At 35.2% G+C, this 13,552-nt stretch carries 17 protein-coding genes and 1 pseudogene; 16 read left to right on the top strand and 2 right to left on the bottom strand.

Translation table 11 applies throughout. The features are described from left to right. Nucleotides 1-25 precede the first annotated feature (25 nt). Nucleotides 26-448, top strand: a complete 423-nt coding sequence (locus tag WKT11_RS15140; RefSeq protein ID WP_002594765.1) for a winged helix-turn-helix domain-containing protein — start codon at nt 26-28, stop codon at nt 446-448. Nucleotides 449-467: 19 nt separating this feature from the next. On the opposite strand, the gene WKT11_RS15145 is transcribed toward WKT11_RS15140, so the two are convergent. Further along, complete coding sequence (locus WKT11_RS15145; RefSeq protein ID WP_038292687.1) at nt 468-725, bottom strand: helix-turn-helix domain-containing protein; 258 nt, start codon at nt 723-725, stop codon at nt 468-470. A gap of 171 nt (nt 726-896) precedes the next feature. Here WKT11_RS15145 and WKT11_RS15150 point away from each other — a divergent pair, with 171 nt between their 5' ends. Then, complete coding sequence (locus WKT11_RS15150) at nt 897-1,232, top strand: hypothetical protein (protein ID WP_002594764.1); 336 nt, start codon at nt 897-899, stop codon at nt 1,230-1,232. A gap of 93 nt (nt 1,233-1,325) precedes the next feature. On the opposite strand, the gene WKT11_RS15155 is transcribed toward WKT11_RS15150, so the two are convergent. Then, nucleotides 1,326-1,676: a helix-turn-helix domain-containing protein gene (locus tag WKT11_RS15155; RefSeq protein ID WP_002594763.1), complete on the bottom strand. Its 351-nt coding sequence runs from the start codon at nt 1,674-1,676 to the stop codon at nt 1,326-1,328. A gap of 525 nt (nt 1,677-2,201) precedes the next feature. Here WKT11_RS15155 and WKT11_RS15160 point away from each other — a divergent pair. The 14 genes and pseudogenes from WKT11_RS15160 to WKT11_RS15225 all read left to right on the top strand — a co-directional run bounded on the left by WKT11_RS15160 (nt 2,202) and on the right by WKT11_RS15225 (nt 13,529). Next, nucleotides 2,202-2,642, top strand: coding sequence for a sigma factor-like helix-turn-helix DNA-binding protein (locus WKT11_RS15160; RefSeq protein ID WP_002594762.1), 441 nt, complete (start codon nt 2,202-2,204; stop codon nt 2,640-2,642). Continuing rightward, a complete protein-coding gene (locus WKT11_RS15165) occupies nt 2,626-2,862 on the top strand; it encodes a helix-turn-helix domain-containing protein (RefSeq protein WP_038292684.1) in 237 nt (78 codons plus the stop codon). The genes WKT11_RS15160 and WKT11_RS15165 overlap by 17 nt, the downstream gene beginning before the upstream one ends. A gap of 384 nt (nt 2,863-3,246) precedes the next feature. Further along, nucleotides 3,247-3,396: an SHOCT domain-containing protein gene (locus WKT11_RS15170; RefSeq protein ID WP_004613393.1), complete on the top strand. Its 150-nt coding sequence runs from the start codon at nt 3,247-3,249 to the stop codon at nt 3,394-3,396. Nucleotides 3,397-3,466: 70 nt separating this feature from the next. Then, nucleotides 3,467-5,227 (top strand): recombinase family protein, encoded by a 1,761-nt coding sequence (locus WKT11_RS15175; RefSeq protein WP_117844627.1) that lies wholly within the window; start codon nt 3,467-3,469, stop codon nt 5,225-5,227. Nucleotides 5,228-5,523: 296 nt separating this feature from the next. Then, nucleotides 5,524-5,709 (top strand): helix-turn-helix domain-containing protein, encoded by a 186-nt coding sequence (locus tag WKT11_RS15180; RefSeq protein ID WP_005339647.1) that lies wholly within the window; start codon nt 5,524-5,526, stop codon nt 5,707-5,709. Nucleotides 5,710-5,759: 50 nt separating this feature from the next. Continuing rightward, entirely contained in the window at nt 5,760-6,167 is a 408-nt protein-coding gene (locus WKT11_RS15185; protein ID WP_117844626.1) for a type I restriction endonuclease, read from the top strand. Continuing rightward, complete coding sequence (locus tag WKT11_RS15190) at nt 6,164-6,433, top strand: N-6 DNA methylase (protein WP_340285185.1); 270 nt, start codon at nt 6,164-6,166, stop codon at nt 6,431-6,433. The genes WKT11_RS15185 and WKT11_RS15190 overlap by 4 nt, the downstream gene beginning before the upstream one ends. 170 nt (nt 6,434-6,603) lie before the next feature. Beyond that, on the top strand, nt 6,604-7,674 hold the full coding sequence (locus WKT11_RS15195; RefSeq protein ID WP_243009888.1) for a hypothetical protein: 1,071 nt from the start codon (nt 6,604-6,606) through the stop codon (nt 7,672-7,674). A gap of 204 nt (nt 7,675-7,878) precedes the next feature. Then, nucleotides 7,879-9,072: pseudogene (locus WKT11_RS15200) on the top strand (FtsK/SpoIIIE domain-containing protein); the annotation flags it as partial. A 1-nt stretch (nt 9,073) separates the two neighbouring features. Beyond that, nucleotides 9,074-9,979: a conjugal transfer protein gene (locus WKT11_RS15205; protein WP_117739537.1), complete on the top strand. Its 906-nt coding sequence runs from the start codon at nt 9,074-9,076 to the stop codon at nt 9,977-9,979. Between the two features lie 221 nt (nt 9,980-10,200). Then, nucleotides 10,201-10,755 carry an RNA polymerase sigma factor gene (locus tag WKT11_RS15210; protein ID WP_117606041.1) on the top strand — a complete coding sequence of 185 codons (555 nt, stop codon included), beginning with the start codon at nt 10,201-10,203 and terminating at the stop codon, nt 10,753-10,755. Continuing rightward, the gene (locus WKT11_RS15215; RefSeq protein ID WP_117605953.1) at nt 10,752-11,489 is read left to right on the top strand and encodes a hypothetical protein; all 738 of its coding nucleotides are present in this window, start codon (nt 10,752-10,754) and stop codon (nt 11,487-11,489) included. The genes WKT11_RS15210 and WKT11_RS15215 overlap by 4 nt, the downstream gene beginning before the upstream one ends. Nucleotide 11,490: 1 nt before the next feature. After that, entirely contained in the window at nt 11,491-12,363 is an 873-nt protein-coding gene (locus tag WKT11_RS15220) for an ABC transporter ATP-binding protein (RefSeq protein WP_117605954.1), read from the top strand. Then, entirely contained in the window at nt 12,363-13,529 is a 1,167-nt protein-coding gene (locus WKT11_RS15225; RefSeq protein ID WP_117605955.1) for an ABC transporter permease subunit, read from the top strand. The genes WKT11_RS15220 and WKT11_RS15225 overlap by 1 nt, the downstream gene beginning before the upstream one ends. Nucleotides 13,530-13,552: the final 23 nt, after the last annotated feature.

The raw sequence follows: 13,552 nt of genomic DNA on the forward strand, positions 1-13,552 counted from the left end.
ATAAAGTAGGTGATTACATGGGAAAATGTTAATACTGACATTTGAAGATAGTGAGGAAGAAATCCTGAATCATATAATATCCTGTGTCAATACGGGAGCAAGAGCATTTCAAGTAATTGAAAATGCAAAAACAAATTTGAGTTTTAATGGATTAGAAATAGATAATATAAATCGTTTGGTAAGAAAGCAGAAACAGGAAATAGATTTGACATTTACAGAATTTGAAATCCTCTATCTGTTAGCCAACAATCTAGGTAGAGTGTTTAGCAAGGAGCAGATTTATGATATTGTCTGGAAGGAATCCTATTCCGGCGATTATAACATCGTCATGAGCCATATCCGTAATCTACGTGAGAAAATAGAAGATAACCCAAGTAAACCGATTTACATACAAACAGTATGGGGAGTTGGGTATCGCTTTAACAAAAATTTAAGCAGTGGTCTGTGAAAATATTCCAGATCACTGCTTATTTTTCCTTTTTAACACCCAAGAGATATTCACAAGATACATGAAAAAATTCTGCAAGAGCAACGACTTCATAATCCGGTACAAAACGTGTTCCTTGTTCGATACGAAGTACGGTAAGGTCACTGAATTCATATCCGGCCAGTTGTAGTTGTTCGGCTAATGCTTTTTGCGACATATGTTTTTCGATTCGTAGGGCTTTTACACGTTGTCCGATAAGGTTCTTGGAATTACTTTCCTGATTCCAGTAAATCTTCATTCAAACACCAACTTTCTAAAGATGAAGTGTTACATGATTGATTTTACGGAATATTATTGATAATATACTTCTAAAGATGAAGTATAAGAGAATAAAGTTGTTGAAAATAATGCAAGGACTGATAATACTGCCTGCAAAATGCAATACTTATATGGAAAGGTGGATACAAAAATGAACGAAGTATTTGAAATGGTGGCAGAGGTATTGGAGGAGCTTCGTAGCGAAGCAGGAGAGCGTGAGTATTCCGTTTGTACGAAAGAAGCGAAAAATGCAGCTAAAGAATTAAAAAAGGCAAATCAGGAATATGAGAAGTTGCTGGCAGAGATTTCAGGAGAACAGAGGGAGCTTTTGGAAAAATATATGGATATTGTGGATCATGCCCATTTTCAAGAAGAACAAAGAGCGTATTATCAGGGAATGATAGATACGATACAGATATTTGAAGGATTGGGAATTTTGAAAAAAAGAAATAAAGTAAAAGAACTGCTTATGCATACTGAAAAATAGTTCAAACGGGGTGGAAGGCTTACAGACAAGCTGACCACCCTGTTTTATCCAGAATTATTCAGAAATAATCCAGAAAAAATAGAAATCTTTCTGCTATTCTGTTTCATGGGTTTTATATGTACGAAGATAGGCTTCCACAAGTGCAAGGATGGTGGTTATCTGATCGGGAGTACATTCTGAAAGATAGATCAACAGCCTTTGGTAATCCAGATTATCGTTCAGAGCCGCTGGATAAAAAAATGGATCGGCAGAGATGTGTAAAGCACGAATGAGCTGTCCGAGTTTTTCAAGACTTGGAACATTGCCATGATTTTCAATCTCTTTAATATATCTTGATGAAACACCGGATTTTTCGGATAGCTCATCATAAGTCAGCTTTTGGTCTAATCTGGCTTTCTTCAGGCGAAAACCCATGTCTTTATCAATTTTCTTAGATTTAGCCATATCATACACCTCCATGTATAGTGTATATTTCACTTTAGAGAAAGAAAATGCACTAATAAATCACTATATTAGAGGGGTATCATGCACTTTTAGAAAAGGTAAGAAACTTTGGATATTGCATATAAAAAAACGCAATGTTCAAAGGCTTTTTTTCGTGTTTTTATCCTTTGAACATGTTTGGGAGAGCTATGTATTCTGAACTGTTGAAAGGATTTTTTGGTGCTAATCAAAGCCAATCCTGCGTAATGCGTGGAAAGGCAGATAAATAAGTTGCATTTTAAGCAATGTAAATAGTTATGCAGTTGAGAGTGCATTATACCCACTCGAGACATGTGGGGAAAATTTAATATCAGATATAAACAACGTCCTATGGGTATCGGCCTGTAAGGGCGTTTTTTATATAAAAAAATATTTTTTAAAAACAGTGTCGGGTGTTCGACGCTGGATATATATCCATTCGTGCTATGGAGTGAAAGGGAGATATTTCACTCTGCTTCAGGTGGTTACGGAAGGAGGTGATCTCTTATGAAGAAATCTTCTTCCGAACAGCAGTCAAGAATAAGGAAACAGTTTGACAGTTTCTGCAAAACCCTGTTGAAGAATGAAATGATAGATTATGAGAGAGAAAGAAATTATCGTTTAAAATATGAAATTTCTTTTTCGGAATTAACGCAGAAGGAACTACGACAACTGGAAATCATGGATGATTACATAGTTGAATCAGAAATGTTCCATGTCTTTGATTATGACATAGAAGTAAAAGATGAGTTGATTGGTGAAGCATTAAAGTCTTTGCCGGAAAAGAAGCGAAATGTAATTTTATTATCTTTTTTTCTGGATATGACAGATACAGAAATTGCAAAATATATGAATCTTGTAAGAAGTACCATTCATCATCATCGTACAAGTTCCCTTATAGCTTTAAAAAAGATTATGGAGGAGATCAGGACTGGAAAAAAGAAATAATACAAAGTTACTACCGTATCATATTATTGTGTCGGCAGCGTCCGGAGATGTGGAAGCAATTAACAGGATTTTGAAACATTATGAAGGTTATATTGCAGTGTTATCAACCAGAAAATTATATGATGAATACGGAAATTTACATTATTGTGTGGATGAAACATTGAGACGCAGACTTGAAACAAAATTGATTACTAAAATACTGAAATTTAAGATTGCATAATTTTTATCTGAACGACTCCCTTTCGTAAATTGATATAAAAAGAGCAATCATTGTACCTTGAAAATTTCATATTTATCCTGCAGGACGAATGAAACAGAGGAGCTATACAGTAGATACGCCAGGACTGTCTGCATTATTGCTTTGCGACATCGTGACGCAAAGTGGAAATGGTATCAAAATGATATGGAAGCAAAGGCATGAGCGATAAATATTTGACTGTGATCAGAAAGTGGGATTTTTGTAGCGAAGATACTGTTTTTGTTAATGATACTTCCGGGAAAGCTGCCCGGTCTGAGAAGATGGTGAAATACCAATGAGGCTGTTACCCGACAGCTACTGCAGGATTTTTTAATAAAAGTAGATGAGAAAGAATAGAGAGGGAAAATGAATAGTGCAAAATTGTTGAGATACAGTATGCAGCTGTCAATGTTGAAACAATTACGCTCGTTAAAACTTATAAGTGAAGCAGAGTATCAGCTGGTAGAGAAAAAGTTAAAAAAAGATTATGGTGTTATTTCTAATATTACCGCTTGACTATCGGAGTGTTGCGTTGTAAGATTATATCAACACTACGGTAGGAACACAAAAAGAAAGGGGCGGTGAAATGGAAGTTGAAATCATTAAGGCGAAGGGTGCTGGTGAGGATACTTCTACGGGAAGAAAGATTGATAGATTAAGAGTTGCCGCATATTGTCGTGTTAGTACTGATGATGAAGATCAGATTAAAAGTTATAATTCAATGGTCAGATATTACACGGACTTGATAAAGAGTAATAAGCAATGGGTTTTTGCAGGAGTTTTTGCTGATAAAGCAATTACAGGCACGAAAACAGATAAAAGAGAAGAATTCCAATTACTGATTCAGGAATGCCTTTCTGGTAATATTGATTTAGTGATTGCCAAAAGTATTCCTAGATTTGCACGAAATACATTAGATACATTAAAATATGTAAGAATGTTAAGAGAGAGAAATATAGCGGTATATTTTGAAGTCGAAAAAATTAATACCTTAAAAGATGGAGAATTTTTACTGACTATTTTAAGTTCTGTTGCACAGCAGGAAGTGGAAAATACATCTGCATATGTAAAAAAAGGTTTGAAAATGAAGATGAAACGTGGAGAACTTGTTGGTTTTCAGGGATGCCTTGGATATGATTACGATGTAGTAACAAAGTCGCTGTCTATTAACGAAGAAGGTGCGGAAACGGTCAGATACATATTTGACAGATATGTTGCAGGTGCTGGAAGTACGATGATTGCAAGGGAACTGAATGAACAGGGGATTCCAACTATTAAAGGGAATCCGTGGACTTCTTCCAGTGTAATGGGAATTATTAATAATGAAAAATACAAAGGTGATATTTTATTAGGAAAAACCTTTACCGTAGATCCGATATCAAAAAGAAGGCTGGAAAATCTTGGAGAAGAAGATCGGTTTTATATCAAAAATCATCATGAACCGATTATATCAGAAGAAAAATTTGCAAGAGCTCAGGAGATACGGGAACGCCGTAATGGAGGACGCAAAAAGGGAGTAGCACCTGGAAAACGAGAAAAATTCAGTAGACAATATGCTTTTAGTTGTATGCTTGAATGTGGATTTTGCGGTGCGAATTTATCAAGGAGAAGGTGGCATAGCAGTTCGAAATATACAAAAACTATTTGGCAATGTGTAGAATCAACAAAACATGGTAAAAGGTTTTGTCCAGATAGTAAAGGAATTCCAGAGCAGGTTATAGAAGATGCTTTTATTGAATCTTACCGTATGTTATGTACAGATCATAAAGATGTGTTGGAAGAATTTATTAAGAGAGTCGAGAAAACTTTATCAGAGGACTCGATAGAAGATAAAATTGAAAAACTCAATAGAAGTGTTTATAATATTCAATATAAGAGAAAAAAGTTGCTGGAAAACTATTTAGAGGGTGTTGTGGCTAAAGACATTTATGAGGAAACAGATGTGGGGTATGAAAAGAAATTGTCTGAAGCAAAAACACAGTTAAGTATGTTGGAACAACAATATGACAATGAAGGCAGCTTGCAAAGAAGACTGGCAGATTTTAGAAAAGCATTGTCAAAAAATCAGATTTTAGAAGAATTTGACAGAGGAATATTTGAAAGTATCATCGAAAAAGTTATTGTCGGTGGTTACGATGAAAATGGAGAGAAAGATCCCTATAAAATCATTTTCGTATATAAAACAGGATTCAAAAATGAAATTGGAAACGCAAAAGAACGATTTGGGAAGAAATCAAAAGCAGTAGAAAAAGCGAAAGAAATGTGTTCCCATATCGTAGACGAGGTAAAGGATGTGTGTTCCTATGTTAGTGACAACACACGTGGAGACGGTATGTTTACTCTCTAAGAAATGCCCAGTTTAAGCGGGGTTGAGGGCTATTTTTAAGGAAACATATCATAGAAATTTAAAGAAGAAAAATGTGCATGAAAAAATAAATTGAATATATGCACAAGGGTGAAGTACCTTTTAGCGAGAAAATACATCTGCTTGCTAAAAGGTATTTTTTGATTTTGAGTTCGCGAATAGGTAACTGGCTGTACGCCAAAAGTTATGAGGGTTAGATTGATTTTCGGCGTCTCGGCGCTTATAATAGAAATTAGGATAAAATGTCGTATTCTATAACTTTATTGAGGTAAGAAAATATGGAATTTATGACAATTAAAGAAGCAGCAGAAAAGTGGAACCTGTCAGTTAGAAGAGTGCAGACAATCTGCAATGAAGGAATGATAGAAGGGGCTATGAAGTTTGGTAATACTTGGGCCATTCCAAAGAATGCTGTAAAACCAGCGGATAAAAGGATTAAGTCCGGGAAGTATATCAAGTCCTGATTTTAGGACAACTGGTATGAGAGAATGGATTATAAAGGAAGAGTGTGCCTATGTTACCGGAAGAAAAAGCTCGTGTAAAAATAGATAAGCAATTAAGAAATGCCGGCTGGGATATAGTGGCTCGAAATGAATATCTGCCGAATAGCACATCTGCTGTTGAGGAAGCTTTGATGGGAGGAAACACAGAAAGTGACTACCTTCTCTTTATTGATGGAAAAGCTATTGCAGTGGTTGAGGCAAAAAGAGAAGATAATCCTCTAGGTGATGAAGTTAAGACGCAGGCAGAGGACTATGCTGTTTCTCCACAGGCCTGGTATGGTTTATGGTTTGAGAAACTTATTCCCTTAGTGTATATGGCTAATGGGAATAAGATATATTTCAAAAATATGCTTGAGATGCAGAGAGGTTATCTAGTAGAAAGGTTATTGAAATGGTATCTTCTGAGCAATGGTATATGATGGAAGGAGATTTTAAGGGTGCTATCTATGAGGGAATTCTTGAAAAGAATGGTCAGGATAAAAAGAGTGGAGCAGGTCAGTACTTTACTCCACGAGCACTTATCCAGGCAATCGTAGAAGTGGTTGATCCTAAGATTGATGAAACAGTAGCAGATCCACTATTGCCTATAACAAAAGGTAAGAATGTGTACAAAGTTTTATCGATTGGATTTGGTAATACAGGTACTCCTATGGTTACTATCGAAAATGGTAGGGAGACGGTGTGATATAAACTTCCGTATGAATATTCAGAGTGGGCGATGACTGTGGTGGGATGTGTAAATATGGGAGAAAAACTTGTTCCTGGAGAAGTGGTCTTCTCGTTGGAAAATGGGAAATATTATGCAGATATTCTATAAATAATAGATGACAAAGTAAGAAAAACTTGGAGGATACTATGAAACAGGCGATTGTAAATTTTTGCAAGTCAACGGATACGGGATTGTTCTTGTTGGATATGCCGACCGGTTTTGGGAAAACATATAGTGTGTTGGATTTTATGGTCGACAATTATGATGCGCCTGAATTCAAGGATAAGAAGATTTTCTTTGTTACAACACTTAAGAAAAATTTGCCGGATAAGGAGTTGCGTGAACATTTTGCAAAGCGCGGTAAAGCAGATGATTATGATAAATATTGTTTGCGAATAGAAGCTAATGCGGATATGGTTGTAGAAAAATTGGACGAGCTATATCGTGCAAGAAAAATACCGCCGGCAATCACTATGAAACAAGAATTTAAGGATTTACATGGTTCAGTAAAATTATTAAATGAATACAGAGATAAAAAGCGTGAATTAAAAGGAACCAGCAGGGACATTATAAATGTTTTATGCAAGAGCGCAGAGGATGCAATTCGCAAGCAGCAGGAAGGTGCTTTTCGTCGAGTAATAGAAAATGAACTGAAGCAGTTCAGGACACCAAAGGAAAAGTTAAAGAATATTGCTAATAATCCTGATTATCATTGGATAGGAGAATTGTATCCGGCAGTATATACGAGAGAGAAACGGATATTTTTTATGTCTATGGACAAGTTTTTCTTGGGGAATACTACGATAATTGAACCTACATACAGCTTTTACAATAATGATATTACAAAAAATGCAATTATTTTTATAGATGAGTTTGATGCAACAAGAGACAGGTTACTTAATCAGATTATAACAAGAGGCTTAGAAAATCATATTGATTATTTAGGTCTGTTTCATCGTGTATATGCATCTTTGAAGACTAGAGATTTTCCGGCAGAGCTTACTACTGCATCGAAGTTACAACAAGCATATCTTGATGAACACAAAAACGCGAAAAATCCTATGGAAATTATTGAAGGATTTGGTGGTGTGTTTGATGAAACATATGACCGTTTTGCGATGCAATATAGCTTCAAAACAGAAGAAGATGGTAAGGGCGATAGAAGTCGTAATTTTATTTTCAATAGATTCAAGTCATCCACTTTGGGATTATGTTAAAGATAAAGGTGGAGATGTTGCAGTAGCTGGAATTACTGCTGGTGTGCCTGTTTTATATAATGCAATTAAGATGTACTTGGCTTCAAAAGGAATACAGTTACCATAATAAATATTTTTGATTTATATTATAATTTCATATTCAATACCATAAGCAGTTAGTCTGTAAAAGATTAGCTGCTTTTTTCATGGAAAGGAGGATTTTATATGCCACAATTCAATAAACGTGGGAATCGAATCAGAGCCAGTGACAAATCACTGGTTTTTCGTTTCTCTTTTGGTTCACTGCTCCTGCTGTTCTTTGCGGTGGTTATGCTGCTGAACCTAAAGTCAATCATCACTACGGACTGGAAAGCAATCTCACTTTTTCAAGATGGCAGCGTCCATTTGACAATCATGCCATACAGGATAATGACTATCGTTGTGGCGGCTCTGGTCTGTGTGCTGGCTGCCCTTTTCTATCGCAGATTCCAGTATGACAGAGTGAAGCAGCTCTTTCACCGTCAAAAGCTGGCTCGTATGCTGTTGGAAAATGGCTGGTATGAATCGGAATCCACACAGGATAGCGGATTCTTCAAGGACTTGCCAGCTACTACTAAAAAAGAGAAAATCACCTATTTTCCAAAACTGTATTACCGTATGGAGCATGGACTTTTATATATCCGTACAGAAATCACATTGGGGAAATATCAAGAGCAGCTTTTACACTTGGAAAAGAAACTGGAAACAGGCTTGTACTGTGAGCTGGTTTCCAAAGAGCTGAAAGACAGCTATGTGGAATATGTGTTGCTCTATGATACGATTGCGAACAGAATCACTATCAATGAGGTACAGGCTGAACATGGCAGCTTGCGTCTGATGAAAAATGTCTGGTGGGAGTATGACAAGCTCCCACATATGCTAATTGCTGGCGGCACTGGTGGTGGTAAAACCTACTTTATCCTTACTATCATTGAAGCTCTGCTCCGCAGCAATGCGGTCATGTATATTTTAGACCCAAAGAACGCCGACCTTGCGGATTTGTCCGTTGTCATGTCGGAAGTCTGGTACAAGAAAGACGATATAACCGCCTGTATTGACAGGTTCTATGACGGTATGATGGCAAGAAGTGAAGCAATGAAGCTCATGGAGAATTACAGGACAGGTGAAAACTATGCCTATTTAGGACTATCGCCCCACTTCCTTATCTTTGATGAATATGTGGCGTTCATGGAAATGCTCACCACAAAGGAAAATGCTGCTGTCCTTAACAAGCTGAAACAGATAGTCATGCTCGGACGACAGGCAGGATATTTTCTCATTCTCGCCTGTCAGCGTCCAGACGCAAAGTATCTCGGTGATGGAATCCGTGACCAGTTCAATTTCCGTGTGGCTCTTGGGCGTATGTCGGAGCTTGGATACTATGATATTTAAGAAAAAGGAGAAAGAACCGAAACCGAAGAAAGAGAAACGTGTGCCTGTGATGAAAGTCGGCACACACAAGAAAACCGTGATTGCCTTATGGCTGGTGCTGATTGCAAGCGTCAGTTTTGGGGTGTATAAGAACTTCACCGCTATTGATATGCACACGGTACATGAGAAAGAAGTCATTGAACAACGTATCGTTGATACCAACAAGATAGAGAATTTCGTCAAAGCATTTGCGAAGTCCTACTATTCTTGGAGTAATACGCAGGAATCCATTGAAAAAAGAACCACAGCTATCAACCAGTATCTTACAAAGAGCTTGCAGGATTTGAATGTTGATACGGTACGACAGGATATACCCACAAGCTCTACGGTGACAGACGTTAAGATTTGGGATATAAAACAGGCTGGAACAACCGACTTTACCGTTGTCTACTCGATAGATCAGACGGTAACGGAGGGAGAAACTTCTATCGTCTACACTTCCGCTTATATGGTGGTGGTTCATGTAGATGGTGACGGGAATCTGGTTATCATACAGAATCCAACCATCAGCAGCATACCAACAAAATCCAGCTATGAACCAAAAGCGCAGGAATCAGATGGAACGGTGGACGCTGCCACGACGGAGGAAGTGACAGAGTTCTTGGAAACATTCTTCAAGCTCTACCCTACCGCAACAGAAAAGGAGCTTGCTTATTATGTATCGGGGAATGTTCTTAAACCTGTGAATTGTGATTATGCGTTCTCGGAGCTGGTAAATCCCATCTTCATACAAGATGGGGAACAGATAAAAGCGTCAATATCGGTGAAATATCTCGACCAGAGGACGAAAGCAACGCAGATTTCACAGTTTGACTTGACGTTGGAAAAAGATAGTAACTGGAAGATTGTAAAATAGATTTTGAATAGGAAATTGTCAGCAAGGCTATGTAGGCAATTTCCTACTTTATTATGTTATAGTAAACATAGTCAACTAACAAATTGTAAATCGGAATGATTTATTATCAAGAAATTAGCGAACGCTATATAATATAAATTATAAAAATTTTTGCTATATTTAAATGTTTTTTCAAAGAAGCTTGTTTATTTAAAGTGAAGGATATCCTATTTATAAAGAAGGTGAAGGAAATTAATGATTATTTACTGATAGAGAAAATAAAGAAAGGGGATACAGATGCATGGGAAGTATTGGTTAATAAATATTATAATCAAATTTATTGCTATTGTGTTCGAAGATGCTATGGTAATCGAAGTGTGGCAGCCGATTTGACACAAGATATTTTTTTAAAACTTGTTACATCAATTAATACCTTTCGTTATTCGGGTAAGTTTTACAACTATCTATTCACAATAGCTGTAAATACCTGTAACAATTATTGTACCAAAAAATCTTTGAATCAAACAGAATTGAATGATTCGGTTTTCTCTATTGATGTAGAAAAGTCAATGATTGATAACATAATAGAAAATGAAAATAGTATTATTATCCAGAAAGCTTTAGATACACTTCCAGATATGCAACGTGAAGCAATCATTTTAAAGTACTATCATGATTTTAAAGTTAAAGATATTGCGAAAACTACGGGGGTAAGTGTTCCTACAGCTCAATCACGTATTCAACAAGGATTAAAAAAATTGAGTAAATTACTGGACAGAAAGGAGTTTTTAAAATGAATGAGGATATCATTAAAAAAATTAAAAACTATCCTATAGATATTGATGGACAAACACGTGAACATATTATTTCTCTAGGCAAAGAACAAATTATTACTAATCAGATAAAGCAACATTCATACTTTAATTTATTTCTATCTACGCTACGTTTTATTTCCGTACGTAGCTGGATAGCACAATTTATTATATTGATATGTGCTATTTTTATTACATCAAACCTTTCCTCTCTTCATTCAATAAATGAAATTATGCAAATCCTTACGTTTATTTTGATTGTATCCATACTTTTCTTTATTGATGAATTATTTAAAAGCTTTACAACAGGAATGTGGGAATTGGAGCAAACATTGAAGTATGAGTTACGTCAACATACAATAGTCAAGTTATTGATTATGGGATTAATAGATATGATACTTGTATTTTTGATGTCTATTATAGTACAACCCACACTTTCTATATCGCTATTAAACATATTATTATACTTGCTTGTTCCTTATAACTTAATTTGTATCATTTTGTTTTCGATTCTTACTATGTGGCGAAACAAAATGTACAATTATGTTTTATGGTTTGCTTCTGGTTCAATCGGAGTTGCATTTATTCTTGTTACAAATATTTTTAATGTTTATGAGCAAAAAATAGTTTATTGGGCCGTAACCTATTTGCTCACAACTATCATTCTAGGGCACATTATTTATTCACAGGCACGAACAATTAGATTGGAGGTTGCATAAAATGGAGCTTACTTTACAAAATATAACAAAAAAATATGAGAGGGTATTAGTGTTGAATGATATTTCTTTAACATTGAAACCGGGCATTTATGGCTTATTAGGAGCAAATGGTGCGGGAAAGACAACTTTATTTAGAATTATTTGCAGACTTATGGAGCCTACTCATGGAAGCATAAAATTCAATGGCAAAAATGTAAATCAGCAAGCGGAAGCATATAGAACAAATTTAGGATTTTTACCTCAAGATTTTAGTTATTATCCGGATTTTACGGGTATGAGATTTATGTTATACATTGCGGCTCTAAAGGGTCTGAATAATACTGTGGCAAAAAAACGTTCTTTAGAATTACTTAAGCAAGTTGGTTTGGAGGAAATGAAAGACATAAAAATAAGAAAATATTCTGGAGGAATGAAACAAAGACTTGGAATTGCACAAGCAATGCTCAATAATCCTCAAATTCTGATATTGGATGAGCCTACCGTTGGACTAGACCCAAAAGAAAGAGTTAAATTCAGAAAATTAATCAGTTCTTTTGCTAACAATAAAATCGTTATATTATCTACACACATTGTAGCTGATGTGGAATATATTGCGGATGAAATTATTGTACTGAAGAAGGGAATGATTTTGAATAAAGGTACAACAGATATACTCCTAAAAGAAATTCAAAATCATGTGTGGGAATGTTTCGTAAACATGGATCAAATAAATCTTTTTGAGGATAAATTTATTGTGAGTAATCGGAAATATACGGAAAATGGAGCGGTTCTCCGCATTGTTTCAACAAACCAACCAGCTTTAAATGCAAAAAAAGTTGAGCCATCATTAGAAGATTTATATTTATACTATTTTCGTGAGGAGGGAGAAAACTGATGAAAATTATAAAGTTTGAATTTGAAAAAGTCCTTAAAAATAAAATTGTCATAGGAAGTTTAGTAATAAGTTTTATTGTTCTTCTAGGTATTTTCTTTGTTGGATATAACTATTCACAATTCAAAATGAGTGAAAGAAATAATGTCAACAAAGGATTTCCTAAAAATATAGATACTATCATCAGTCAAAAATATGCGGGGGACTTTACAGACAAAAAAGTACAAATGATATTATCTGATTCTATGAATCAGTTTCAGGAAAATGAAGAGAAAGGAGTTACCGATAAACCTTTTTATTTATTCTACTGGCAAATGGGCGACAATTTTTTTGACGATGACAGCGAAAATATTTACACAGAAATGATTCAAAAAGTAAAATCCGGAGAAAGACTATTGCTAGATGATGTATCAGTTCATTCGATTCGTGATTTAGGATTCACAGAATTTGAAAAGCCTTTACAAATAGGTAATTATGTTCCGTGGACAGATTTCTTTTCAGTAATTGGAAATATAAACCTGCTCATATGTGTTTTGACTATTTTAATTTGCTCTACAATATTTTCCAATGATACTTCAAAGAATGTGAATCAAATTTTATTGATTACCAAATTAGGCAGAAATAAAATGATTTTTGCGAAGATTATTGTAGGAACGGTGATTCCTCTATGTACATTGATTTTATTTCATCTTCTGAACGCAGGCATTTTTTCGCTCATGTATGATACTAGCGGGTGGAATTCAAGTATTCAGACAAATTTGTCAATGGGGTTATTTCAGTTTCCTGTTGAATGGAATCATTTGCAAACATACTTAATTGTTGTGCTTTTGCAAAGTATAGGAATTGTATTTGTTTCTAGTTTTACATTATTGATTTCTTCCTTTGCAAAATCACCTATAACTTCACTTTCTGTTTCATTGGGTATGTTTTTACTACCACAACTACTTTTGCAGATATTCAGAAAAGGAATATTAAATAAGCTATTATATTTCTTTCCTATTAACAATTTAAATGCTCAAAAAACTCTGGAATTACTAAGTTCAGAAAAATCATTTTTGATGAGTTCATTTATTCAGAATTTAATGGTAGTCTTTTTGTTTTTGATTACTTTGAAAATTATTTTTGATTTTATCACTTACAGACATATGAAATCATGGCATTTTTCATAAAACTGAATTTTCAGAAAGGAAAC

This window comes from Blautia sp. HCN-1074 (assembly GCF_037890165.1).
GTDB lineage: Bacteria > Bacillota > Clostridia > Lachnospirales > Lachnospiraceae > Blautia_A.

What these genes read in the sequence shown, in the direction of transcription:
- WKT11_RS15140 (WP_002594765.1), top strand. Translation starts at nt 26, where the DNA reads ATGTTAATACTGACATTTGAAGATAGTGAGGAAGAAATCCTGAATCAT.
- WKT11_RS15145 (WP_038292687.1), bottom strand. Translation starts at nt 725, where the DNA reads ATGAAGATTTACTGGAATCAGGAAAGTAATTCCAAGAACCTTATCGGA.
- WKT11_RS15150 (WP_002594764.1), top strand. Translation starts at nt 897, where the DNA reads ATGAACGAAGTATTTGAAATGGTGGCAGAGGTATTGGAGGAGCTTCGT.
- WKT11_RS15155 (WP_002594763.1), bottom strand. Translation starts at nt 1,676, where the DNA reads ATGGCTAAATCTAAGAAAATTGATAAAGACATGGGTTTTCGCCTGAAG.
- WKT11_RS15160 (WP_002594762.1), top strand. Translation starts at nt 2,202, where the DNA reads ATGAAGAAATCTTCTTCCGAACAGCAGTCAAGAATAAGGAAACAGTTT.
- WKT11_RS15170 (WP_004613393.1), top strand. Translation starts at nt 3,247, where the DNA reads ATGAATAGTGCAAAATTGTTGAGATACAGTATGCAGCTGTCAATGTTG.
- WKT11_RS15175 (WP_117844627.1), top strand. Translation starts at nt 3,467, where the DNA reads ATGGAAGTTGAAATCATTAAGGCGAAGGGTGCTGGTGAGGATACTTCT.
- WKT11_RS15180 (WP_005339647.1), top strand. Translation starts at nt 5,524, where the DNA reads ATGGAATTTATGACAATTAAAGAAGCAGCAGAAAAGTGGAACCTGTCA.
- WKT11_RS15185 (WP_117844626.1), top strand. Translation starts at nt 5,760, where the DNA reads ATGTTACCGGAAGAAAAAGCTCGTGTAAAAATAGATAAGCAATTAAGA.
- WKT11_RS15190 (WP_340285185.1), top strand. Translation starts at nt 6,164, where the DNA reads ATGATGGAAGGAGATTTTAAGGGTGCTATCTATGAGGGAATTCTTGAA.
- WKT11_RS15195 (WP_243009888.1), top strand. Translation starts at nt 6,604, where the DNA reads ATGAAACAGGCGATTGTAAATTTTTGCAAGTCAACGGATACGGGATTG.
- WKT11_RS15205 (WP_117739537.1), top strand. Translation starts at nt 9,074, where the DNA reads ATGATATTTAAGAAAAAGGAGAAAGAACCGAAACCGAAGAAAGAGAAA.
- WKT11_RS15215 (WP_117605953.1), top strand. Translation starts at nt 10,752, where the DNA reads ATGAATGAGGATATCATTAAAAAAATTAAAAACTATCCTATAGATATT.
- WKT11_RS15220 (WP_117605954.1), top strand. Translation starts at nt 11,491, where the DNA reads ATGGAGCTTACTTTACAAAATATAACAAAAAAATATGAGAGGGTATTA.
- WKT11_RS15225 (WP_117605955.1), top strand. Translation starts at nt 12,363, where the DNA reads ATGAAAATTATAAAGTTTGAATTTGAAAAAGTCCTTAAAAATAAAATT.